21 protein-coding genes and 2 pseudogenes are annotated in these 22,314 nt (G+C 66.2%); 15 read left to right on the top strand and 8 right to left on the bottom strand.

The window, feature by feature from the left end:
• Positions 1-174 precede the first annotated feature (174 nt).
• From cysT to QW868_RS22990, 8 genes are all read left to right on the top strand, one after another.
• Positions 175-1,011: a sulfate ABC transporter permease subunit CysT gene (gene cysT, locus QW868_RS22955; protein WP_315734516.1), complete on the top strand. Its 837-nt coding sequence runs from the start codon at positions 175-177 to the stop codon at positions 1,009-1,011.
• Between the two features lie 8 nt (positions 1,012-1,019).
• Complete coding sequence (cysW, locus tag QW868_RS22960) at positions 1,020-1,928, top strand: sulfate ABC transporter permease subunit CysW (protein ID WP_315783634.1); 909 nt, start codon at positions 1,020-1,022, stop codon at positions 1,926-1,928.
• Positions 1,918-2,955 carry a sulfate ABC transporter ATP-binding protein gene (locus tag QW868_RS22965; RefSeq protein WP_315734512.1) on the top strand — a complete coding sequence of 346 codons (1,038 nt, stop codon included), beginning with the start codon at positions 1,918-1,920 and terminating at the stop codon, positions 2,953-2,955. The genes cysW and QW868_RS22965 overlap by 11 nt, the downstream gene beginning before the upstream one ends.
• A 448-nt stretch (positions 2,956-3,403) precedes the next feature.
• Positions 3,404-3,919: a CAP domain-containing protein gene (locus QW868_RS22970; RefSeq protein WP_315753355.1), complete on the top strand. Its 516-nt coding sequence runs from the start codon at positions 3,404-3,406 to the stop codon at positions 3,917-3,919.
• A 141-nt stretch (positions 3,920-4,060) separates the two neighbouring features.
• Positions 4,061-5,236 (top strand): patatin-like phospholipase family protein, encoded by a 1,176-nt coding sequence (locus tag QW868_RS22975; protein ID WP_315772585.1) that lies wholly within the window; start codon positions 4,061-4,063, stop codon positions 5,234-5,236.
• A 4-nt stretch (positions 5,237-5,240) separates the two neighbouring features.
• Entirely contained in the window at positions 5,241-6,032 is a 792-nt protein-coding gene (locus QW868_RS22980; protein WP_315772584.1) for a 3-hydroxybutyrate dehydrogenase, read from the top strand.
• A gap of 113 nt (positions 6,033-6,145) precedes the next feature.
• Complete coding sequence (locus tag QW868_RS22985) at positions 6,146-6,397, top strand: SemiSWEET transporter (protein ID WP_315713865.1); 252 nt, start codon at positions 6,146-6,148, stop codon at positions 6,395-6,397.
• Between the two features lie 10 nt (positions 6,398-6,407).
• Positions 6,408-6,959 (top strand): RNA 2'-phosphotransferase, encoded by a 552-nt coding sequence (locus QW868_RS22990; RefSeq protein ID WP_315772582.1) that lies wholly within the window; start codon positions 6,408-6,410, stop codon positions 6,957-6,959.
• A 30-nt stretch (positions 6,960-6,989) separates the two neighbouring features.
• Here the strand turns inward: QW868_RS22990 and QW868_RS22995 are convergent, their stop codons facing one another.
• The 3 genes from QW868_RS22995 to QW868_RS23005 all read right to left on the bottom strand — a co-directional run bounded on the left by QW868_RS22995 (position 6,990) and on the right by QW868_RS23005 (position 10,152).
• Positions 6,990-7,649 carry a L,D-transpeptidase gene (locus QW868_RS22995; RefSeq protein WP_315734502.1) on the bottom strand — a complete coding sequence of 220 codons (660 nt, stop codon included), beginning with the start codon at positions 7,647-7,649 and terminating at the stop codon, positions 6,990-6,992.
• A gap of 175 nt (positions 7,650-7,824) precedes the next feature.
• A complete protein-coding gene (locus QW868_RS23000) occupies positions 7,825-9,201 on the bottom strand; it encodes a lipopolysaccharide biosynthesis protein (RefSeq protein ID WP_316231583.1) in 1,377 nt (458 codons plus the stop codon).
• Positions 9,202-9,312: 111 nt separating this feature from the next.
• A complete protein-coding gene (locus QW868_RS23005) occupies positions 9,313-10,152 on the bottom strand; it encodes a protein-disulfide reductase DsbD domain-containing protein (protein ID WP_315797044.1) in 840 nt (279 codons plus the stop codon).
• A 136-nt stretch (positions 10,153-10,288) separates the two neighbouring features.
• Between QW868_RS23005 and QW868_RS23010 the strand changes: the two genes are divergently transcribed.
• Positions 10,289-10,939: a YqgE/AlgH family protein gene (locus tag QW868_RS23010; protein ID WP_315713870.1), complete on the top strand. Its 651-nt coding sequence runs from the start codon at positions 10,289-10,291 to the stop codon at positions 10,937-10,939.
• A gap of 204 nt (positions 10,940-11,143) precedes the next feature.
• Here QW868_RS23010 and QW868_RS23015 read toward each other — a convergent pair whose 3' ends face one another.
• Positions 11,144-12,031, bottom strand: a complete 888-nt coding sequence (locus QW868_RS23015; protein ID WP_315753341.1) for a TauD/TfdA family dioxygenase — start codon at positions 12,029-12,031, stop codon at positions 11,144-11,146.
• A gap of 136 nt (positions 12,032-12,167) precedes the next feature.
• Positions 12,168-12,710: pseudogene (locus tag QW868_RS23020) on the bottom strand (SDR family NAD(P)-dependent oxidoreductase); the annotation flags it as partial.
• A 195-nt stretch (positions 12,711-12,905) separates the two neighbouring features.
• Here QW868_RS23020 and QW868_RS23025 point away from each other — a divergent pair.
• From QW868_RS23025 to QW868_RS23035, 3 genes are all read left to right on the top strand, one after another.
• Positions 12,906-14,048 carry a PQQ-dependent sugar dehydrogenase gene (locus QW868_RS23025; protein ID WP_316231584.1) on the top strand — a complete coding sequence of 381 codons (1,143 nt, stop codon included), beginning with the start codon at positions 12,906-12,908 and terminating at the stop codon, positions 14,046-14,048.
• A gap of 120 nt (positions 14,049-14,168) precedes the next feature.
• Positions 14,169-14,903, top strand: coding sequence for an SDR family oxidoreductase (locus QW868_RS23030; RefSeq protein WP_316231585.1), 735 nt, complete (start codon positions 14,169-14,171; stop codon positions 14,901-14,903).
• 74 nt (positions 14,904-14,977) lie between these two features.
• Positions 14,978-15,349 (top strand): CsbD family protein, encoded by a 372-nt coding sequence (locus tag QW868_RS23035; RefSeq protein WP_315783615.1) that lies wholly within the window; start codon positions 14,978-14,980, stop codon positions 15,347-15,349.
• Between the two features lie 139 nt (positions 15,350-15,488).
• Here QW868_RS23035 and QW868_RS23040 read toward each other — a convergent pair whose 3' ends face one another.
• A complete protein-coding gene (locus QW868_RS23040) occupies positions 15,489-17,228 on the bottom strand; it encodes a DUF459 domain-containing protein (RefSeq protein ID WP_316231586.1) in 1,740 nt (579 codons plus the stop codon).
• Between the two features lie 139 nt (positions 17,229-17,367).
• Entirely contained in the window at positions 17,368-18,762 is a 1,395-nt protein-coding gene (locus QW868_RS23045) for a lytic murein transglycosylase (protein WP_316231587.1), read from the bottom strand.
• A gap of 219 nt (positions 18,763-18,981) precedes the next feature.
• Between QW868_RS23045 and QW868_RS23050 the strand changes: the two genes are divergently transcribed.
• Positions 18,982-19,863: a UTP--glucose-1-phosphate uridylyltransferase gene (locus QW868_RS23050; RefSeq protein ID WP_315734482.1), complete on the top strand. Its 882-nt coding sequence runs from the start codon at positions 18,982-18,984 to the stop codon at positions 19,861-19,863.
• Between the two features lie 46 nt (positions 19,864-19,909).
• Here QW868_RS23050 and QW868_RS23055 read toward each other — a convergent pair whose 3' ends face one another.
• The gene (locus QW868_RS23055) at positions 19,910-21,418 is read right to left on the bottom strand and encodes a diguanylate cyclase (protein WP_316231588.1); all 1,509 of its coding nucleotides are present in this window, start codon (positions 21,416-21,418) and stop codon (positions 19,910-19,912) included.
• A 142-nt stretch (positions 21,419-21,560) separates the two neighbouring features.
• Between QW868_RS23055 and QW868_RS23060 the strand changes: the two genes are divergently transcribed.
• Complete coding sequence (locus QW868_RS23060) at positions 21,561-21,818, top strand: hypothetical protein (protein ID WP_315734477.1); 258 nt, start codon at positions 21,561-21,563, stop codon at positions 21,816-21,818.
• Between the two features lie 54 nt (positions 21,819-21,872).
• Positions 21,873-22,273 (top strand): annotated as a pseudogene (locus QW868_RS23065) (peptide ABC transporter substrate-binding protein); the annotation flags it as partial.
• Between the last annotated feature and the right edge of the window lie 41 nt (positions 22,274-22,314).

A 22,314-nucleotide genomic window follows, 5' to 3' on the forward strand; every position in this document is an offset into this window, starting at 1 on the left:
CTGATACGGCTTCGAGACAGTAAGGCAACAAGCTGGCGTTGCGGCGATCTGCGACATTACGCATGAGACGCTGTCCCCGATCTCGATTTGCCGAGACGAGGCTGGGGGCGGCGGGCGGACACCACAATCGATTCAAGCCCATCGACACCGATCATCAACGGACCAGGCCTTTTTTTGAACGTACTTGCACCACGTCGCAGCACCTTGCCGGGCTTTGGTCTCACCATGGGACTGACGCTGACCTGGCTGTCTCTGATCGTCCTGATTCCGCTTGCGGGGCTGTTCGTCCGCTCGACCGATCTCAGCCTCGACCAGTTCTGGGACATCGTCACCAGCCGGCGCACGTTGAGCGCACTCAAGATCTCGTTCGGCCTCGCCTTCGCCGCAGCCTGCGTGAATCTCGTGATGGGCACCATCGTCGTGTGGGCGCTGGTGCGCTACCGCTTTCCGGGGCGCCGACTGTTCGACGCGATCGTCGACGTTCCGTTCGCGCTGCCGACGGCAGTGGCCGGCGTGGCACTGACTGCGCTGTTCACCCAGAAGGGCTGGCTCGGCGCGCCGCTCGCCGCGATGGGGATCAAGGTGGCGTTCACGCCGCTCGGCATCTTCGTCGCGATGATCTTCATCGGCATCCCCTTCGTCGTCCGCACGGTGCAGCCGGTGCTGATCGATCTCGATCCGGAGATCGAGGAGGCGGCGGCGAGCCTCGGCGCCGGGCGCTGGCAGATCGTGACCCGCGTGATCCTGCCGAGCCTGACGCCGGCGCTGCTCACAGGCTTCGCACTCGCCTTTGCGCGCGCGGTCGGCGAGTACGGATCGGTGATCTTCATTGCCGGCAATCTGCCGAACGTCTCCGAGATCGCGCCGCTGCTGATCGTGATCCGGCTGTCCGAATTCCGCTACGCCGATGCCACCGCGATCGCGGTGGTCATGCTCGTCGTGGCGTTCCTGATCATCTTTGCCGTGAACCGGTTGCAGCGCTGGGCGCAGAGCCGGGCGCCCTTGAACTAGGACCCGACATGAGCGTGGAGATGACCCTGCAGGCGCCGTCCGTGGCATCGTCCGCGACCAGCCCGCGCCTGGCGCAGGCCGGCCGCCCCGATCCGCGCACCGAGCCGCGCCTGGTCCGCATCGTCATCACGACGTTGGCATTGGCGTTCCTGTCGGTGTTCGTGGTGCTGCCGCTGATCGTCGTGTTCGTGGAAGCGTTCGGCAAGGGCATCGCTGCCTATTTTACCGCGCTTGCCGACGCCGAGGCGTGGGACGCGATCCGCCTGACGTTGCTGGTGGCGCTGGTCTCGGTCGGCACCAATCTCGTGTTCGGCCTGTGCGCCGCCTGGTCGATCGCCAAGTTCGACTTTCCGGGCAAGACGTTCCTGATCACCCTGATCGATCTGCCGTTTTCGGTGAGCCCGGTGATATCGGGCCTCGTGTTCGTGCTGCTGTTCGGCGCGCAGGGGTTCTTCGGTCCGTGGATGCAGAGCCATGGCCTGCAGATCCTGTTCGCATTTCCCGGCATAGCGCTGGCCACCGTGTTCGTGACCTTCCCGTTCGTCGCGCGCGCGCTGATCCCGCTGATGCAGGAGCAGGGCACGCAAGAGGAGGAGGCGGCGATTTCGCTCGGCGCGTCCGGCCTGCAGACGTTCTTCCGCGTCACCTTGCCGAACATCAAATGGGGCGTGCTGTATGGCGTGCTGCTCTGCAACGCGCGCGCGATGGGCGAGTTCGGCGCCGTCTCGGTGGTGTCCGGCCATATCCGCGGCGAGACCAATACGATGCCGCTGCTGGTCGAGATCCTCTACAACGAATACCAGATGGTCGCCTCGTTCGCGATCGCCTCGCTATTGGCGATGCTCGCGCTGATCACGCTGGTCGTCAAAACCGTCCTCGAACGGCAACTCGATGAGGGAGGTCAGCATGACCATTGAAGTCAGGGGTGTCGTCAAGACGTTCGGCACGTTCAAGGCGCTCGACGGCGTCGATCTCAAGGTCGCCGACGGCGAATTGCTGGCGCTGCTGGGCCCGTCCGGGTCGGGCAAGACGACCTTGCTGCGGATCATCGCCGGGCTGGATTGGCCTGATGCCGGCGAGATCCTGTTCGACGGCGAGAGCGCGCTCGATCGCGGCGCGCGCGAGCGCCATGTCGGCTTCGTGTTTCAGCACTACGCTCTGTTCCGGCACATGAACGTGTTCGAGAACGTCGCCTTCGGCCTGCGCGTGCAGCCGCGCCGCGTCCGCAAGAGCGAGGCGGAGATCCGCGCGCGCGTGAAGGAGCTGCTGGATCTCGTCCAGCTCGACTGGCTCGCCGATCGCTATCCGAGCCAGCTCTCCGGCGGCCAGCGCCAGCGCATCGCGCTGGCGCGTGCGCTCGCCATCGAGCCGCGCATCCTCTTGCTCGACGAGCCGTTCGGCGCGCTCGACGCCAAGGTGCGCAAGGAGCTGCGGCAATGGCTGCGCACCTTGCATCACTCCATCAACGTCACCTCGATCTTCGTCACCCACGACCAGGAGGAGGCGCTCGAGGTCGCGCATCGCGTGGTGGTGATGGACAAGGGCCGGATCGAGCAGGTCGGCTCGCCGAGCGACGTCTACGACGCGCCGGCGACGGCGTTCGTCCACGGCTTCATCGGCGAGTCGATCATGTTGCCGGTCGAGATCACCGGCGGCGCGGTGCACCTCAAGGGACGCCCGCTCGATCTCGCGGCCGAGGGCGCGGCGGCCGGGGCCTCCACCTTGTTCGTGCGCCGCCATGACATGGTGATCGGTCCGGCCGGCAGCGGAACGCTGGACGGCGACATCACTCATGTCCGCAGCTTCGGCCCGGTGCAGCGCGCCGAAATCGCGCTGGCGGAGGGCGTCGCGACGATCGAGATCGACGCCCCGCGTGACCGCGAGCTCAGGATCGGCGAGCGGGTCGGACTGAAGCCGCGGCATTATCGGATCTTTGCGGGGTGAGGGCACGTGGCCGCGTGGGTCGCGGCCAGCTCGATCCGGCGATGTATGCCGCGAGCTCCGAGCACTTGCAGCTCTGAGCCGTAGACCTCAACCAAAAAAACAGTGTCGTCCCGGACAAGCCCGACAACGCGTAGCGTTGGCGGGCGCCGATCCGGGACCCATACGCCGTGACGCCCGTTGTTGAGCCCGCTCGACCGGCATCGCGTCTCGCCACGACCGCCACGGCGTCTGGGTCCCGGTGCGACACTAAAGTTGTGGCGCCGTCCTTGGCTTGATCACTCGGAGGGTCCGCGCCCCACAGCGCTTGACCGGGCGGACGTTATGGTTGACGAACCGTTGCCGGCAGGAATGGCCGCAATTGTCGCGATGGAACTTACCTCCGATTCACCTTTCAGCCACGGTTGATGTGCAACAACCCGCCTCTCTCGTTGGCATAGGGACTGGTTCATTGAAGCATCTGGCACTCGCTCTCTCCGTTGCATTCCTGCTCGCCGGCTGCGCGGCCGAGACGCCGGTGGTGCAGGCGCCGACCATGTATGCCGACATGGCGGTCGCGGGCGCGAAGCTCGATGCCGTCGCTGCCGCGACGATGATCTCGCAATACCGCCAGAACAACGGGCTCGGTATGGTCGAGGTCGATCCCGAGCTGATGCGGCTTGCGGAATCGCAGTCGCAGGCGATGGCCGACAAGAACAAGCTGGATCATGACGTGCGCGCCCCGCTGGCGAAGCGCTTGACCGGCGCGGGATATGATGCGGCGGTCGCGGTCGAGAACGTCTCGGCGGGCTACCACACGCTGGCGGAGGCCTTCTCGGGCTGGCGCGACTCGCCGCCGCATCGCGCCAACATGCTGAAAAATGGTGTCACAAAAATAGGCATCGCAGCGAGCTATGCTCCGAATACCAAGTACAAAGTGTTCTGGACCATGATCCTGGCCGCGCCGGACGGCAAGAAGCCCTCCTGACAGGCAGGGCTGCCGCCGCCCTGCGCAGGCCGCGTGCGCGGCGCTCGCGCGCGAGTCAGGGCCGACCTAGCCCTTGGGGTGGATTGACGTCACCGCGAAGTGACGCCACGTTGGCGCCTTGCTTTGCTAATGACCGCAGTAATGACGCAACATCCATTTCCCCCGCTGCCTGCAACCCCCAGCGAATCGCAACGTGTCCTCGTCCTGCAGGGCGGCGGCGCGCTCGGCTCCTATCAGGCCGGCGCCTATCAGGCGCTGTGTCATTTCGATTTCGAGCCCGAATGGGTCGCCGGTATCTCGATCGGCGCCATCAACGCCGCGATCATCGCCGGCAACGACCGGGACAAACGCATCGGCCGTCTCAAGGAATTCTGGGAGATGGTGTCGTCGCCGGTGCCGTGGAAGCCGCTGCTCAATGGCGATCATCACCGCTCGGCCTTCAATGAGGTCAGCGCCGGGCTGATCGCTGCCTTCGGCGTGCCCGGCTTCTTCACGCCGCGCTTTCCGCCGGCGCCGCTGTGGCCGTCCGGCACGCCGCAATCGGTCAGCTATTACGACACCGCGCCGCTCAAGCGGACCCTGGAGCGACTGGTCGATTTCGACCGCATCAACGATCTGAAGACACGCCTCTCCGTCGGCGCAGTCGGCGTCACCACCGGCAATTTCACCTATTTCGACAATGTCGAATTCAAGAAGCAGGGCAAGCGGATCGGACCCGAGCACATCATGGCGTCTGGCGCGCTGCCGCCGGGCTTCCCGCCGGTCGAGATCGACGGCGAGCATTATTGGGACGGCGGCATCGCCTCCAATACGCCGCTGGACTACGTGCTCGACACCGAGACCGATCGTGATCTCCTGATCTTCCAGGTCGATCTGTTCTCCGCACGCGGCGATCTGCCGAGGACGCTGCTGGAGGCCGCCGAGCGCGAGAAGGACATCCGCTATTCCAGCCGGACGCGGATGAACACCGACAAGAACCGAATGATCCACAACACGCGCAAAGCGCTGCGCGAGCTCTATGCCAGGCTGCCGGACGAGCTGCGCAACGATCCGTCGCTCGAGATCCTGTGCAAGGCAGCACAGGAGAACACCGTCACGGTGGTACACCTGATCTACCGCAGCAAGAGCTACGAGACCTCGTCGAAGGACTACGACTTCTCCCATGTTGCGATGGTCGAGCATTGGGAGGCGGGCGTTCGCGACGTCCACCAGTCGATGCATCATAAGGACTGGCTGGAGCGGCCGCAGTCCGGCGAGACCATGGTCACCTACGATCTCACGCAGGACGGCAGTCTCGCTGCCGCCAAGAAGGAGTGAAGCAATGACGACGAACCTCAAGGGCAAGACCGCGGTCGTGACCGGCTCCACCAGCGGCATCGGGCTCGCTTATGCCCGCGCCTTCGCGTCCGCCGGCGCCAACATCGTCCTCAACGGCTTCGGCGCCCCCGCCGACATCGAGAAGGAGCGCGCGGCGATCGAGAGCGACTACAAGGTCAAGGCGGTGCACTCGCCGGCCGACATGAGCAAGCCGGCCGAGATCGCCGGCATGATCGCGCTCGGTGAGACCACGTTCGGCTCGGTCGACATCCTCGTCAACAATGCCGGCATCCAGTTCGTCTCGCCGGTCGAGGACTTTCCGCCGGAGAAGTGGGAGCAGATCATCGCGATCAATCTGTCGTCCGCGTTCTACGGCATCCGTGCCGCCGTGCCCGGCATGAAGAAGCGCGGCTGGGGCCGCATCATCAACACCGCCTCGGCACACTCGCTGGTCGCATCTCCGTTCAAGTCGGCCTATGTCTCGGCCAAGCACGGCATCGCCGGCCTCACCAAGACCGTGGCGCTCGAGCTCGCGACCTTCAAGATCACCTGCAACTGCATCTCGCCGGGCTATGTCTGGACGCCGCTGGTGGAGAAGCAGATTCCGGACACCATGAAGGCGCGCAACCTCACCAAGGAGCAGGTCATCAACGATGTGCTGCTGGCGGCGCAGCCGACCAAGGAGTTCGTGACCTCCGAGCAGGTCGCGGCGCTGGCGCTGTTCCTGTGCGGCGACGATGCGGCGCAGATCACCGGCACCAACCTCTCGATCGACGGCGGTTGGACTGCGGCGTAACGATCGCAGAGAGCGCTGAACGAGGCACCAGTTTCGCGCCGAGGCGGGTTTCGCTTCGGCGCGGTCCATTCTACAAGCGTGCGTTTCCACGACCAGCGCACGGACCCCTGACCTTGCTGACCACGATCATCGGCCTCGGCGCCGCCATCTGCACCACGAGCTCGTTCCTGCCCCAGGTCATCAAGGCCTGGCGGTCGCGCTCGACCCATGACATCTCGATGGGCATGTTCGTGCTGCAGACCACCGGCAACTCGATGTGGCTGCTCTACGGCGCGCTGATCAGCGACCTGCCGCTGGTCGTCGCCAACGCGATCACGCTGGGCTTGGTGGCCGCGATCCTCGGCCTGAAGCTGCGCTACGGCTAGGATGCAGACGATGGCCTTCGATCCGGTCCGCTTGAGCAAGTTCCTCAGTCTCGTGCTGCGCCACCAGCCAGATGCAATCGGCTTGGTGCTGGATGCGCAGGGCTGGGCGATCATCGATGACCTGATCGCGCGCGCGGCGGCGGCGGGGACCGTCCTCAGCCGGGCCGATCTGGAGCAGGTGGTTGCGACCAGCGACAAGAAGCGCTTCACGGTCTCGCAGGACGGGCAGCGCATTCGGGCGGCGCAGGGACATTCGGTGGCGGTGGAGCTTGGCTTGACCCCGCGCGAGCCGCCCGCCGTGCTGTATCACGGAACGGCGACGCGCTTCGTCGAAGCGATCATGGCAGAAGGCTTGAGGCCGCAGTCACGCCAGCAGGTGCATCTGTCTTTGGATGAGGCGACGGCCGTCAATGTCGGGCGCCGGCACGGCGAGCCCATCGTGCTGCGCGTCGATGCCGCAGCGATGCATCGGGATCGCTTGAAGTTCTTCGTTGCGGACAACGGCGTCTGGCTGACCGACCACGTGCCTCCGGAGTACCTGAGCGTCGACCCCGCGCCGTAACCCGCGCGCGCGTCGCAGAACGTCGCGATATCAGCTGCGGCGCGCGAACACGCTCGCGGTGGTGGACGCGACGCTCTGTCCCGGCGGCAGCACGACCACGGTCGATCCGAGCTGGACGTGGTTGTAGAGGTCGGCGACGTCGGTGTTGGTCATGCGGATGCAGCCGGATGAGATCGCCTGGCCGATATATTCGGGCTGGTTGGTGCCGTGGATGCGGTACAGGGTGTCCTTGTTGCCCTCGTAGAGATAGATCGCGCGGGCGCCGAGCGGATTGGCCGGGCCGCCGGCGACGCGCTTCGGATACGGCCCGAGGCGCGCCTGGATGTCGGCGGTCGGAACCCAGTCCGGCCATTCCGCGAGCTTGCCGACCGTGGCGACGCCGGAGAAGGCCATCGCCTCCTCGCCGACGGCGACGCCGTAGCGGACCGCCTTGCGGTCGGGCAGCACGTAGTACAGGAACCGCGCGTCGGTATCGACGACGATCGTGCCCGGCTGTTCCTGCCGGGTGTATTCGACGATGTGGCGCTGGAACTGTTGCGGGATCTGCGCCTCGGCATAGGGGGCGTGCGCAAGCAACTGGCGGTCGCGCGGCGTCAACGCCGCATCGGTCGATGGCGACAGCGTCGCTTCCATGCAGCCGGCCAGCATCAGGGTTCCGGCCAGCGAGAGTGCGACCCCCAGTCTCGACATCTCATTCTCCCCCAGCGCGCGATCAAGTCACCTGCCCGGAGGATCGCGCCAATATCAAGGCGTTGCACCCAACACTTGCGTGATCGCCGCGCGGGACGAGGTGTGGCGGCACCGCGCCCGCAGTTCCGCCAAGGCGAGGCCAAGATGACGCAACAGATGCGTCAACTTGGTTCCCTCAAGATGCCTTGCCGAAGGCGAGGACGTGCAGCCCGAGCCGCTGCTTGACGATGCGGAACAGCAGCACGGTCTCGAAGGCCAGCGACAGCGAGGTTGCGGCCGCGGCGCCGTAGCCGCCGAACTGCGGAACCAGCAGGATGCAGAGCACGAGGTTCATGACGAAGGCCGCCGCATAGGCCATGGCGCAGGCGCGCTGCTGGCCCAGCATGTTCAACAGTCGCTCCACCGGACCGATCGCCGACCGCACGACGAGGCCGATCGCGGCGATGAACATGATGTCGTAGCCGGCGGTGAACTGCGCGCCGAACAGAAACAGCAGCGGCTTGCCGAGCGCGAGCAGCACCAGGGTCGCCGCGAGCGACGGCCAGAATGTCCACTTGATCGCATGCGCGACATAGGCCGACAGCCGCGCTTTGTCGCCGAGCGCGTGGTACTCGGCGAAGCGATGCGCCGTCGTCGCCGACATCGCGTAGTGGATGAACGACACCAGCGCGAGCGTCTTCACCACGGCGAAATAGATCCCGACCTCCTCCGAGGAGCGGAATTGCTGCAGCACCAGCACGTCGGTGTAGGACAACAGCAGATAGAAGCTCTCGACCAAGAGGATCGGCAGCGAGATCGCGAGCCAGCCGCGGAGATCATATTGTCTGGGGCCCGGCTCGATGTGGCGGCCGAGCCTATGGTTCAGCACCAGCATCTGGCCGAGCATCGCGAGCCACACCGCGGCCGCGCTCGCGGCCATCGCCGCGGTCGCGCCGAGATCGAGGCCGAGCACGAAGGCGCCCGCCGTGAAGCCGATGATCAGCGTCTGGCGGATGATGAATTGCGGCATCAGCCCGAGCGTCATCCAGTCGTGCGAGCGGGCGATGCCGTCCTGGGTGTTGGCAACGACGAAGGCGGGCAGGGTCAGGCAGCCGAGATAGAGCGGCACGCGCTCGCCGGTGTCGATCCAGGGCGACAGCAGCGCGATCAGGCCGGCGAGCAGCAGCGCCGCAGCGGTGGACGTCGCCAGCGTCAGCCAGCGTCCGCCGGAGAGGAAGCCGCGCAGCAGCGCCTGCTGGCCCGCGGTGCGGTAGTCCGGAATGATCTTCTGCGCCGAGGAGGCGATGCCGACATCCAGCATGCTGCCGAGCAGCAGCACCCAGGTCCAGACATAGACGTAGGTGCCGTAGTCCGAGCCGCCCATCCATCGCGCGAGCAGGATCTGGCTGAGATAGGCGAGGCCCGCGCTGAGCACGCGGATCAGGAAGATGGTGCCGGCCAGGCGGCGCGTCAGCGACGCCTCGCCGCTGCCGCCGAGCGCAGCCAAGCGCGCCTTCAGCCGGCCTGCGAGGCCGGTCGATGCGGGGGCGTTGCGGGCATCCATCACGGCCACGGCGGGGTCCGTCTCCACGGCCGCGCGGATGGCGGCGATGGTCCTCCCTATCAACGCAACGTTAAGATTGAGTTGGACCGGCCCCGCCTCGCTCGCCCGGCGCTACAGCCGTCAAGGCAGATTGAAGTTGAACTCGTAGGCCTTGTCGGGGCCGACCAGCGTGAATTTCAGGGCCGCGCCGTCCGGCTTCACACCCGGCGGAACGCCGTCGAGCTCGAAGGCGAAGCGCTTGATGCCCGGCATGCCGCTGTCGCGCACGGTCGGGATCGGCAGCGCCCAGTCCGGCGTCGGCCCCTCGACATAGAGCTGGACGCTGCGCGGATCGGCGACGGCCACGTCGACGATGACGTCCTTCTGGCCGTCGCGCTTGACGTCGCGGATCGTCAAGGGATTGGCATCGCCGACGGTGGCCGGCTTCGGCACAGTGTCGAGGGCCGCCGAGAGTGCCGTATCCTCGGTGCTGGCGACGCTGGTGAAGGCGAGCTCGGCCTTCGCTTCGACGGGAATGCAGATCTTCTCGCAGACCGCGTAGCTGATGTCGGCGCGCAGGGTCATCGGCTTGTCGGCGTTCTTGGCGACGATGCGCAGCGGCAGCACGACCTGATCATGATAGCCGAGCGAGTGTCCGCCGGCGCCGTCGTCGAACTTTGTCGGCGCGGGCCACAGAACCGTCACCGCTTCGACGTTCTCCGACTTGGAAAAGTCGAACCGCGGCGGCACGCCTGAATCGCCGGGCGTTCGCCAATAGGTCTTCCATCCCGGCTGCAGCGCAAGGGCGATGCCGCCCAGCATGACCGGACCGCTGCGCGAGCCCGCGAGCAGGCGCACCGCGGAGTGGCTGTCGCGCTGCCAGGGCGAGGAATCCTGCGCCTGCGCACCGAACGCAAGGCAGGATGATACGACGGTCGCGACGAGCAGTGTGGCAGAGTGGTGAGGAACCAAGGCGGACATGAGACGTCTTTAGAGTGCGGTTCGGGCGCAAACCATTGAAATGCTTGTGAGCAGATTTCCTCGCGAGGACCTGAACCTTGATTGACAGATGCGCATCCCAATATCAGGATATCAATGATCATGAGAGTCCTTGCGGATGAATCCTGAGGCAAAAAGGCTGGGCGACATTCGCCGCAAAGTGACAGGGATCGGGGATCACACCTCTCACGGTGGTTACCTCGACGGCCAGCTGCTGGTTGCAATGCCCGTGATGGGCGATTCCCGTTTCGAGCGCTCGGTGATCTATCTCTGCGCGCACTCGGCTGAGGGCGCCATGGGTATCATGGTGAACCGGCCGGCGGGCAGCATCGACTTCCCTCAGCTGTTGATGCAACTGAATATCATCGAGAAGAGCGATCAGATCAGCCTGCCCGACAGCGCCGAGACGATGAAGGTGCTGAGCGGCGGCCCGGTCGATACCGGACGCGGCTTCGTGCTGCATTCGAGCGACTACTTCATCGCCAACGCGACCTTGAAGATCAACGACGGCGTCTGCCTGACGACGACCATCGACATCCTCAAGGCGATCGCCAAGGGCGACGGTCCGAAGCACGCCATCCTCGCCCTCGGCTATGCCGGCTGGCGCGCCGGCCAGCTGGAGGAAGAGATCCAGGACAATGGCTGGCTGCACTGCGACGCCGATCCGGAGCTGATCTTCGGCGACAATGTCGACGCCAAATACGATCTCGCGCTGCGCAAGATCGGCATCGACCCCGGCATGCTGTCCAACGCCGCGGGGCACGCATAGGCCTTATCGTCCGGTTGGAGCCCCCGCGCTCGCTGGGATCAGAGAAGGCTTAATGGGGCGCTCTGCCTCTCCGTCGTCATTGCGAGCGCAGCGAAGCAATCCAGAATGTCCACCGCGGATGCAGTCTGGATTGCCTCTGCGCTTCGCTGCTCGCAATGACGACATGGAGACGGAAGAAGCCGCGCATCTCTGCTGAAGGCAGAACTACTCCGCCGCCTGCTGCGCCACCGTCGGCTCGGTGCCGGCCACGGTGGCGCGGCGCATGTCGCGCGGTTGCGACTGATCGTAGCGGCGCACGCGGTGCATGGTCTGCCTGTTGTCCCACATGATCAGATCGTGCAGCGTCCATTTGTGGACGTAGACGAACTCGGGCTGCGTCGCATGCTCTGTGAGGTCGCGCAACAGCAGCCGCCCTTCCGGCATGCTCATGCCGAGCACGGCGCCGGCATGCGACGACAGATACAGCGACTTGCGGCCATGCGCCGGATGGGTGCGGACCAGCCGCTGCCTGACCGGCTTGAACATCTCCTTCTCCTCATCGGTGTAGTCGAGGAAGCCGAGCGAGCCGCGCGAATACATCAGCGAATGTTCGCAGACGAGATCCTCGATCTCGTCCTTGGTGTCCTGGTCGAGCGCGTCATAGGCGGCGCGCATGTCGGCGAATTCGGTGTTGCCGCCCTTCGGGTTCACGATTCGCGCCGACAGGATCGAGTACTTCGCCGGGATCGGCCGGAACGAGCTGTCGGAGTGCCACAGGCAGTTGCCGAGATTGAACAGATGCGTGCGATGGTCTGATGGCAGCGGCTTGCCATCCTTGCCGAGATTGGAGACGTCGTTGAGGCCGGTGGTGAGGCGGTAATCCTCCTTCTTGGTGACCGTGCCGCCGCGCGCCTGCTCGCGGTCGCCGAAGCTGAGCGCGAAGGCGAGCTGCTGCTCGTCGGTGACGTCCTGATCGTGAAATACGAGAACGGCGTAGTGATCGATCGCGGCCTGCAATTGCGCGACCTCGTCCCGAGCAAGAGGCTTGCGCAGATCGACACCGGACACTTCGCCGACGAAATGCGGATGCAGCTGCCGGATGGCGATCGCCATGGTGTCCTCCTCGCGTCCTCATGACGGCGGACTCCTGTCCGCTTCTTCTGAGCGACGAGGCTACGCCGGCGATGCGCGAAGTCAACGCAAGGCGCGGAGCGCCGCGCGCACGGCTGTCATGCCGGCGCGTCAGACGTCATGCGTTGCGGGCCATCAGCCCGCCGTCCACCGGGATCACCGCTCCGGTGACGAACGAGGCGGCCGGCAGGCACAGGCTCAAGGTCATGTGCGCGACTTCTTCGGGATCGCCATAGCGGCCAAGCGCGGTGCGGCGCCGCGCGTAGACCGCCTTCTGCTCGTCAGGAATGCGCGCGGTCATCGCGGTCGTGATCGGGCCCGGGCAGATGCAGTTGACGGTGATGCCGTCGCGGCCGAGCTCGACGGCGAGCGAGCGCGTCAATCCAGTCACGCCTGCTTTCGCCGCGGAATAGGCGCTGTGCAGCGCCGTTGCGCCGAGCGCCTCGGTCGAGGCGATGTTGACGATGCGCGGGCTGGATGAGCGGCGCAGATGCGGAAGCGCGGCGCGGATGACGCGCTGCTGCGCCGTCAGCATGATCGCAAGCCCTCTCGCCCAGGCCTCGTCGTAAGCCTCGTCGTCGATCGCGACACGGACCGAGATGCCGGCATTGTTGACGAGGATGTCGAGCCCGCCGAAATGCGCCCCATCCCCGACGCCGCGCCGGTGATCAGGACGGTCAATCCCTTGACCGAGCGGCTGAGTTGCCTGTGCTGGTGCATATTTGCGGCTCACGGAAAAATGCGCATCGCATGCGCGCCGTCGGGATTAACACTGATCGGACGCATTCGGTAGGCACTCATCCGGCGTGGCCGAATTTGCGTTGCCTACGACAGGGATCAACAAACCGGAGTGATCATGGCGCTCTCCAAGATCTTCATGCGCTTGGCGTTGGTGGTGGGACTGATAGCAACCACGGCAGCGCATGCCGACGGCATCAATGCCGGCGGCCGCAAGGCCAGCGCGTTGCGGCCGTTCGACGCGCGGAGCGTTGCCGAGTTCGATACGCCCTGGGCCATCGCCTTCCTGCCCGATGGGCGGATGCTGGTCACGGAGAAGCCGGGTCGGATCTTTCTGGTCACGCAAGGTGGGAAGAAGATCCAGATCGGCAACGTGCCCGCGGTCGCTGCGCGCGGACAGAACGGTCTCCTCGATATCGCGGTGTCGCCGAGCTTCGCGACGACGTCGCAGATCTATCTCACCTACACCGAGCCGAGCGGCGAGGGCAGCCGACTCGTACTGACCCGCGCCGTGCTGTCGTTCGCGAACGATAGCGCCACGCTGACCGACCGCACTGTGATCTGGCGCCAGACGCCGGCCGGCGGCGGCGGGCAGCCCGGCGGCATCGTCGCGTTCGATCCCTCGGGAGCGCATCTATTCCTGACCGTCGGCGACCGCATGCAGCCGAACAGCGCCCAGGATCCGCGGCAGGCGCGCGGCAAGGTGCTCAGGCTCAATCTCGACGGCGCGACGCCGTCGGACAATCCCATGGCCGAGGACAAGGGCGTGCCGGCGCAGACATGGACCACCGGCCACCGCAATCCCTACGGGCTCGCCTTCGCGCCCGATGGCAAGCTCTGGCTGCACGAGATGGGGCCGCGCGGCGGCGACGAGCTGAACCTGATCGAGCCTGGCAAGAACTACGGCTGGCCACTGGTGTCGAACGGCGACAATTACGACGGCACGCCGATCCCGCGTCATGCGACGCGGCCGGACCTCACGTCGCCGCCGCTCTATTGGGATCCTGTGATCGCGCCGGCCGGCCTGGTCTTCTATGATGGTCCGATGTTTCCGCAATGGAAGGGATCGGCGCTGATCGGGGGCTTGCGGGTTCAAGCGCTGGTCCGCGTCGCCTTCCGGCCCGATGGTCAGCCTGACGAGGCCGAGCGCTGGGACATGGGCGAGCGCATCCGCGATGTCGCCGTGGCGCCGGACGGCGCCGTCTGGGTGATCGAGGACGACTCGCCCGGCCGCCTGCTGCGGCTGACACCGATGAAGTAGCTGCGCAGCAGCATTGATGCGAAGGCGCCGATGCCGGTGTCGCCACAGCCGCGATGCCGTTGACAGGGCCTGCGCTGATCTCCACACCATCCGACAAATAACAATAGAAGGAGTGGGGAGATGAACGCGCTCGATTTCACGGGACGCTCGGTGCTGGTGATCGGCGGCTCGAGCGGCATCGGCAACGGCATTGCGCAGGCGTTTCGCGCGCAGGGCGCGCGCGTCGATATCAGCGGCACGCGACCGAGTGCTGCCGATTATGCCGCAGACGAGGGCTCCGATCTCGTGGGGTTGAACTACCATCAGCTCGATGTGAGCGATCCCGGCGCGATCGAGAGCTTCGCACCGCAACTCGATCGTCTCGACGTGCTCGTGCTGGCGCAAGGCGCGGTGCTGTACCGGCGCGGCGAGTTCGCCATGGACGGCTTCCGCAAGGTGGTCGAGGTCAACCTCATCAGCCTGATGGCCTGTGCGACGAAATTTCACGGCCGGCTGCGCGATGCCAAGGGCGCGCTCATCATCGTCTCGTCGACCGCGGCCTATCATTCCACCATGGGCAACCCGGCCTACAACGCCTCGAAGACCGGTGCGATGGGATTGACGCGAACCCTGGCGGAGGCGTGGGCGGAGGACGGCATCCGCGTCAACGGGATCGCGCCCGGTCTCGTCGACACCAAGATGACCAAGGTGACGACCGCCAATCCGAAGCGTCTCGAGAGCGCGCTGCAGCGGATCCCGCTGCGGCGGTTGGGCACGCCGCAGGACATGGCCGGTGCGGCGCTGTTCCTGGCCTCGCTGCTGTCGTCCTACATCATCGGCCAGACCCTCGTCGTCGACGGCGGCCTGATTTTGTAGTGGTCCGGAACCTGCGCCGTGCTGGCCGGTTAGCAGGCCAGCAATCCCGCACAATGCAGAGAAGGAGAGCGGCAATGGATCAGGATCGGCTGACCGGTACGGCCAAGGATGTCGCAGGCAAGATCGAAGGCGGCGTCGGCGAGATGTTGGGCGACAAGAGCACGCAGGCGTCGGGTCGTGCACGCGAGGCTTCGGGCGTCGTGCAGAACATGTATGGCCAGGCCAAGGACGCGGCGCGCGAGGCCGGCGATGCGGCGATGGATTTCGCCAAGGATACGTTCGGCAACGGCTCCGAAACGCTCCGTGACGGCACGCAGGCCCTGACCAAGCGGGTTCAGGACAATCCGATAGGTGCACTCCTGGTCGCCGGCGGCATCGGCTTCCTGCTGGCGATGCTGATGCGCTCGCCGAGCCGGCCGCAGCCGCCGCAGCGCTGGCGCTACTGAGGCTGCAACAGCCCCGCTGACGGACGATCAGATGAAAATCGGCCCGCATTCGTTCTCGAATGCGGGCCGATTTGTCATGGGGCATCTTGTTCCGGAATGATCCGCGTCGATCACCCTCAGCGCCGAAATGCGGTCACGATCAGCGGCCCTGGGTCTCCAGCGCTGCTGCCGAGCGGCCGACCAATCCTGGCGGCCGCGGCGGCGCGTTCGGATTGCGCGCGGCGGGCGGCCGCGCCGGCTGCTGAGGCGCGCCGAAGCCAAAGAAGTCGCGGACGCCCTGATTCGGCTGCTGCGTTTGGGCTGGCGGCTGCTGAGCGGGCGCCGCCGGCGTCGTCAGCCGCTTCTGCCTCGGCTGCGGCGGCGCCGGTCCCTGTGCGGCCGGAGTTGCTTCCGCCGGCGTGGTCGCGGCCATCGGCGCCTCGGGCCGGGTGAACTCCTTCGGCGGCTCCTTGGCCTGCTCGCGCCCAACCTCGCGGCGGGGCCAGGCGAAATCGTCGGCACGGCCGGCGGGCGGGCTCAACGCCTCGCCCTTGACCAGGGTCCGGGCCGCCAGCGCATCGACCGCCGCAGGTCGGGAGCCGGGGCCGCCCAGCAACTGGTCGGTGCCGACGGATGACGCCACCAGCGGCAGGATCGGGCCGGCGACCGGCCGCGGCGCCGGCTGGCCGGGCACGGCATTGGCGTCCGGCGTCGCCGGCTCGTTCGGCAATTCGAGCGGCGCTGAACGGGCCGCGAGCAGCCGGTTGATCTCACGCTCGGCATAGTGGGCGAGCTTGCGTGCGCCCGGCTTGGTGAAATACACGCCGTCATAGGAGCGCAGCTGCCGGATCTGGCCTTCGAAGTCCGGCCCCTTCTGCAGGAAGCGGCCGGACTCGTCGACAAAGCCGTCCCAGACGTCGACATAGGTGATGCCAGCCTTGCCGGCCGCATCGCGATACAGCGAGTCGAGGAACAGCGTGTCCGCCGTCCCCTTGGGACCGCGAACCGCGGGCAGGCCGACCCAGAGCACGGGCACCCCCTTGCTCTTGGCGATCGCGATCATCTCCTCGATCTTCTTCGTGTAGAGCTCGACCCAGCGCTCGTCCCGGAACTCATAGAGGCCGCCCGGCGAGCGGACGGCCTTCTCCGGTGCCGCGACCACAGGCGTGTCGTTGTCGGCCTCGTCCTGCGGCAGATCGGTATCGGCAGCCTTGTCGTCGGGCTTGGCCGCCGTGTCGGCCTTGCCATCCGGCTTGGCTTCGCCCGGCTTGGCCTCACCGGGCTTTGTCTCACCAGGCTTGGCCTTGGCATCCTTCTTGGCCTTGTCGCCCTTCTTGTCGTCGGGCTTCTCGGTCTTCTCCATCGCGGGCTCGCGCAGCGAGATGCGGTCGTTGAGGCCGAGCATGATGACGATGGCGTCGGCGCGCTCGGTCGCCAGGATGCCCTTGGCGGCGGCGGCCCAGTCGGCCGGCTCGCCCTTGGGCTGGTACTTGATGAGGCCCGAAGTGGTCCTGATCTTGCGGGTCACGCCCATGTCGGGCTGCTCGGAATAGGCCTCTTCCAGGCCATAGGCGAGCCAGTCGGCCATGGCGTCGCCGAGCACCAGCACATAGCGGTCCGGCGCGCCGTCACGCTTCTCCGGCGGCGGCGCCTTGGAATAGTCCTGGATCACCCTCTTCGGCTGTTGCTGCGGGAACGGAGTAAAGAAGTCGCCGCCGAACCAACCTCCGCCACCTCCACCGCCGCGCGGCGCCGGGCGGGGCGAGGCGAACGGGTTGAAGTTGAAGAACTGGGCCGAGGCGGGGCCGGCGATGCCGACGAGCATGGCGATGACGACCGCCAGCACGACCAGCGGGCCGGGCTCGTTCAACAGCTTGAGGATGGACTTCAGCTTTGACATGCGCACCCGTCGCGCGGCGAGATCGTGACGATCCATATAATAGGACGCGAATCAGGCCGCAAACGGGCATTCACCGGATGGTGTTGATGGCATCGGTAATCGCCCCACACGGTTACCGGCAGGGCAGATTGGGCTGTGATCAGCGCGCCCGCAGCCGTTTGAGCACATCCGAGGTGGCAAATCCGTCCGCCGGCGCCCCGATCGAGGCCTGGAAGTTCCGCAGCGCCTCGCGCGTCTGGCCACCGAACTGGCCGTCCGGCGTTCCGCGGTAAAATCCGCGCTCGGCGAGCAATTGCTGCAGCTCCAGCCGCTCGCCGCGCGACAGCGTCCGTTCCTCGCGCGGCCAGGCCTGAACGAACGGCGGTCCGCCCCGCAGACGGTCGGCGAAGTGGCCAATCGCCAGCGCATAGGCTTCCGCCGGGTTGTATTTCATGATGACGCGGAAGTTCTGCAGCATCAGGAAGCCGGGGCCCTGGGCGCCGGCCGGTGCCAGCAGATAGGCCTTTTCGGCGCTGGCCGGGAACGGCTGACCGTTGGCTCGCCGCAGGCCGAGCTGTTCCCACTGGCCGAAGCTCATGCTCTTGGCGCGGTCAGCGAGCATGTAGTTGAAGCCCTGGGGCACCACGACCTCGTAGCCCCAGCTCTGGCCGCTCTGCCAGCCGTCCTTCTTCAGATTGTTGGCGGTCGAGGCGATCAGGTCGGCCGGATTGTCGACGACGTCGCGGCGGCCATCGCCGTCCGCATCGACGGCGAAGCGCTTGAACGCGGTCGGCATGAACTGGGTCGGGCCGAAGGCGCCTGCCCACGAGCCGCGCATCTGCTCGGGGCGCAAATCGCCGCGATTGAGGATCTCCAGGGCGGAGAGGAACTCGTCCTTGAAATAGGCCTGGCGGCGGCCGATGCAGGCGAGCGTCGCGGTCGACTGAAGCACGCTGCGGTCGCCGATCTGGGTCGAGTAGTTGGACTCGATGCCCCAGATCGAAGCGATAATGTAACGGTCGACGCCATAGGCGCGCTCGGCCGCATCGAACTGCGGCTTGTACGTCGCCAGCACCTCGCGGCCCTTCGCCAGCCGGTTGTCGTTCACCAGGATGTCGAGATAGTCCCAGATCGACTTGGTAAATTCGGGCTGCGCGTCGAGCAGGTCCATGATGCGCAGGTCCGGCGACAGGCCGGCGGTGAAGCGCTGGAAGTTGTCCTGCGTGATGTTGCGCCGTGCGGCATCTGGCCACATGCCGGCGACGCAATTGTCGAAATTGCCGGCGGCTTCGCGGATTGCGGCCGCCGTCATCAGCGGATGGCCGGAGGCGCCGTCCTCGCCGCTCCACGGCTGCGGCCCGCCGGCGGCGGGGGGCTGGTTGGGGGCGGGGTTGCCCTTGGTCGGGGTGCCCGTGAACAGGCCGTCGAGAAAGTTCAGCGGCCCGCCGCCGGATTGCGCGACAGCGGAACCAGACACCACCGTCAACGCCGTGACCAGAACCGCCGCGCCAGCACCGGCCTTCAGAGCTGTCAGCATCACGTTCCGTCGCATCATGTCTCGATCCAGATCGCATGGAAGATCGGGCTCCACGAGGCCCGGTCCTGCTTAACGGGAGATTAACAAGGTTAACGATTTCCGCAGCGAAATTTAGCCGTTCGGTCCGTGTCGAGCGGAACACTGGACCCAACATCCGCCTTTGTTCTCGGCTGCAAACGAGCTACCTAAAATGCGATCGATTTCGCATTCATATCGCCACAAGGTCTAGTCATCCCCATGAAGATCCGCAAAGCCGTTTTTCCGGTCGCCGGTCTCGGCACCCGCGTCCTTCCCGCCACCAAGGCGATGCCGAAGGAAATGCTGACGATCGTCGACAGGCCGCTCATTCAATACGTCTTCGACGAAGCCAAGGAGGCGGGCATCGAGCATTTCGTGTTCGTGACCGGGCGCAACAAGACCGCGATCGAGGATCATTTCGACCGCATGTACGAGCTCGACGCGACGCTCGCGGCGCGCGGCAAGAAGACCGAGATCGAGATCCTGGCGCGCGACCAGCCGGAGGCCGGCGCGGTCAGCTTCACCCGTCAGCAGGCGCCGCTCGGCCTCGGCCATGCCGTGTGGTGCGCGCGCGACATCGTCGGTGACGAGCCGTTCGCGGTGGTGCTGCCGGACGAGCTGGTGCTGAACTCGCCGGGGTGCCTGGCGCAGATGATCGCGGCGGCGAGCAAGCTTCCGGAGAAGAGCAACGTGCTGGCGGTGCAGGAAGTGCCCGCCGACCAGACCCATCAATACGGCATCTGCGGCGTCGGCAAGCGCGACGGCAAGATCTTCGAGGTCGACGGCATGGTCGAGAAGCCGGCCAAGGGCACCGCGCCGTCGAACTTCTCGATCACCGGGCGCTACATCCTGCAGCCGGAGATCTTCCAGATCCTGGCGACTCAGGAGCGCGGCGCCGGCGGCGAGATCCAGCTTACCGATGCGATGATCGGATTGTCGAAGACACAGAAATTCTATGGCGTGGATTTCGACGGCGAGCGGCACGATTGCGGCTCGAAGTCCGGCTTCCTGCGCGCCAACATCGCCTTCGGCATGGCGCGGGCCGACCTGCGCGATGGCCTGCGCGAGGACATGAAGCGCTATCTCGAAGGCAAGGGCTGAGGCCAAGCCGGCGAGAAATGCCGCGCCTTCGAGGCGGTTGGCGGCATCACGCCGCCAGCGAGGCCGCGGGTGACGGGTGACGCACCACCGCGCTGGCGCAGCGGTTACGGCCCGCGGCCTTGGCCATGTAGAGGGCGCGGTCGGCGGCGTTCAGCAGGCCGGTCCAATCGGTGTCGCGCGACGGCGTGACGCTGGCGGCGCCGATGCTGATCGAGGTGGTGCACGCTTCTCCCGCCCACAGCTTGACCTTGCTGCGGATCGTCTCCGCGACGCGCAGCGCATCCGCTTCCGAGGTCCCCGGCAGCAGCACCGCGAACTCCTCGCCGCCATAGCGCGCGGCGCAGTCGCCGGCGCGCCGCACCGAATCGGAGATGCACACGGCAATGCCGACCAGCACCTGATCGCCGGCCTGGTGCCCATGGGTGTCGTTGTAGCTCTTGAAGTGATCGGCATCGATCATCAGCAGCCCCAGCGGCGCGCCGGTGCGCTGCGCCCGCCACCATTCGAGCTCGATCGTCTCGTCGAACTTGCGCCGATTCTTCAGGCCCGTCAGCGGATCCGTGGTCGCGAGCTGCTCCAGCCTGGATTCGATCTTCGCCCGGAGCTGGATCTCGCGCGCGGCGACCTGCGTCGCGGCCAGGACGAACACGATCAGCGCCAGCATCATTGCCCCGATCTCTGCAGCCTCATTGCGCCAGTATGCGTAGACGCTGTCCCACGACTTGCTGGCGATCACGACCAGCGGCTCATTGCCGTTGCGCCAGACCAGGAGCCGCGGCAGATCGTCCAGCGCGCCATAGCTGCTCGACCAGCCGGACGGCTCGGTGAGCGCGCGGGTCACGGCCGGCGCCCGCGCCAGATTGCGGCCGATCGCGGCGGAATCGAACGGCGCGCCGACGACGACGGTGCCGTCGCGCCGGAGCACCGTGATGTTGTCGCCCGACCCGAGCGTGAGCCGTGCGAACAGGTCGCGGAAATAGCCGAGGCGGATCGAGCCGGCGACGACGCCGGCGAAGCGTCCGTCCGGCGTCGAGATGCGGCGGCTGAGAACGATGGAGTATTGGCCATGATGCTGGGCGGGCCGCCCGACATAGAGTCCGGTGTCGGGCCGGTCGCGATGCACCTGGAAGAAATCGGCGTCGCTGCGGTCCTCCGGCACCGGGTCGAGCGTCGACGACTCGAGCGACAGCCGTCCGCGGGCATCGAACACCTGGATGGTGCCGAAATTCTTCGCGGTGGACGAACGGTCGAACAGGATCAGTTGGCGGACCGGCTTGCTGACCTCGTTGATTTCGGGCAGCAACATGTTGCTGGCCACCGCCCGCAGCGAGAGATCGTAGAGCTCGACGTTGCGGCTGATGTCGGCGCCGATGCTGGCGGCCATGTTCTCCAGCGCCTGCCGGGCGCGGACCTCCTCGCTCCGGCGCAGGTCGATCATGACGCTGGCGCAGATGGCGGAGAAACCGATGATGGTCGAGATGGAGCAGGTGATCAGCGTGCGCGCCGAGACCCGCCAGGGCTGCGTCGCCCGGCCCGTTCGGCGTTTCCAGCGCATCGGATCGTCCCGTCCCCGTGGAGTCCCATCCGTAGACTGACGGATAAAGCCGAAGTAACGCATGTTAGGTTAACGAGTCGTTGCGTTCGCGGTGCCTGTCGTCAAGGCGGCCGCACACGCGCTGGTACGATGGAGTCGAGACTTGCCGGACTATGATGCGCTTCGAGATTACCTCAAGCGGCAGACCCGCCCCGAGCTGGTGCTCAGCCTCGACGAGATCGAGGAGTTGATCGGCGACAGCCTGCCGCGCGCCGCGCAGCGCGCCTCGTGGTGGGACAGCCTGCGGAGCCCGCAGGAGAAAATGCCGCAGCGCGAGGCCTGCCTGGCGGCAGGCTATGTCGCGACCCGGCTGCCGGATGGCAAGGGTGTCCGCTTCCGCAAGCTGAAGCCGGAGCGCTGAGCTGCATCCGTGCCCGTGGCAATTGGCCTGCATCCTGCTTTCCAGGCGGTGACGCGCTTCGAGTTCAACGTCGACGAGGCGATCGAGATTTTGGAGAACGCCGGCTGGAAGGAGGGCGCGAGCGGCATTCGCGAGAAGGGCGGCAAGCCGCTCGAGCTCGTAGTCCAGACCTCCACCAACGGCCCGCGGCCGAAGAACCATGTCATCGTCACGCAGGCCTGCCAGAAGGCGGCCATCGAGCTCGAGCCGAAGTCGGTGGTGGCTCGGCGTTCTTCTCCAGCGACGTCGCCAATTCCGACACCTACACGCACGTCTACTGCGACATGGAGATGCTGATGATCACGATGGCGTCGCCGGGTACGCGCGTCAGCGGCATCCGCAAAGGTTTGTAGAGCCGTTCCTCGGAATGGGACAACGACCTCTGGCAGTTGCCGAACTGGTGTCGCGAGAGCTGAGCGCACATCGAGAGCGTTCATGCCGAAGCAGAACATTCCGG

This window comes from Bradyrhizobium sp. SZCCHNR1051, from assembly GCF_032489615.1.
In the GTDB taxonomy this organism is placed as follows: Bacteria; Pseudomonadota; Alphaproteobacteria; order Rhizobiales; family Xanthobacteraceae; genus Bradyrhizobium.

Coding starts and splice junctions, on each gene's coding strand:
- QW868_RS23005 (WP_315797044.1), bottom strand. CDS start 10,152: ATGTCCGCCTTGGTTCCTCACCACTCTGCCACACTGCTCGTCGCGACC.
- QW868_RS23025 (WP_316231584.1), top strand. CDS start 12,906: ATGGCGCTCTCCAAGATCTTCATGCGCTTGGCGTTGGTGGTGGGACTG.
- QW868_RS22975 (WP_315772585.1), top strand. CDS start 4,061: ATGACGCAACATCCATTTCCCCCGCTGCCTGCAACCCCCAGCGAATCG.
- QW868_RS22995 (WP_315734502.1), bottom strand. CDS start 7,649: ATGTCGAGACTGGGGGTCGCACTCTCGCTGGCCGGAACCCTGATGCTG.
- QW868_RS23055 (WP_316231588.1), bottom strand. CDS start 21,418: ATGCGCTGGAAACGCCGAACGGGCCGGGCGACGCAGCCCTGGCGGGTC.
- QW868_RS23040 (WP_316231586.1), bottom strand. CDS start 17,228: ATGTCAAAGCTGAAGTCCATCCTCAAGCTGTTGAACGAGCCCGGCCCG.
- QW868_RS22980 (WP_315772584.1), top strand. CDS start 5,241: ATGACGACGAACCTCAAGGGCAAGACCGCGGTCGTGACCGGCTCCACC.
- cysW (WP_315783634.1), top strand. CDS start 1,020: ATGAGCGTGGAGATGACCCTGCAGGCGCCGTCCGTGGCATCGTCCGCG.
- QW868_RS23015 (WP_315753341.1), bottom strand. CDS start 12,031: ATGGCGATCGCCATCCGGCAGCTGCATCCGCATTTCGTCGGCGAAGTG.
- QW868_RS23010 (WP_315713870.1), top strand. CDS start 10,289: ATGAATCCTGAGGCAAAAAGGCTGGGCGACATTCGCCGCAAAGTGACA.
- QW868_RS23035 (WP_315783615.1), top strand. CDS start 14,978: ATGGATCAGGATCGGCTGACCGGTACGGCCAAGGATGTCGCAGGCAAG.
- QW868_RS23030 (WP_316231585.1), top strand. CDS start 14,169: ATGAACGCGCTCGATTTCACGGGACGCTCGGTGCTGGTGATCGGCGGC.
- QW868_RS23050 (WP_315734482.1), top strand. CDS start 18,982: ATGAAGATCCGCAAAGCCGTTTTTCCGGTCGCCGGTCTCGGCACCCGC.
- QW868_RS23045 (WP_316231587.1), bottom strand. CDS start 18,762: ATGATGCGACGGAACGTGATGCTGACAGCTCTGAAGGCCGGTGCTGGC.
- QW868_RS22990 (WP_315772582.1), top strand. CDS start 6,408: ATGGCCTTCGATCCGGTCCGCTTGAGCAAGTTCCTCAGTCTCGTGCTG.
- QW868_RS22965 (WP_315734512.1), top strand. CDS start 1,918: ATGACCATTGAAGTCAGGGGTGTCGTCAAGACGTTCGGCACGTTCAAG.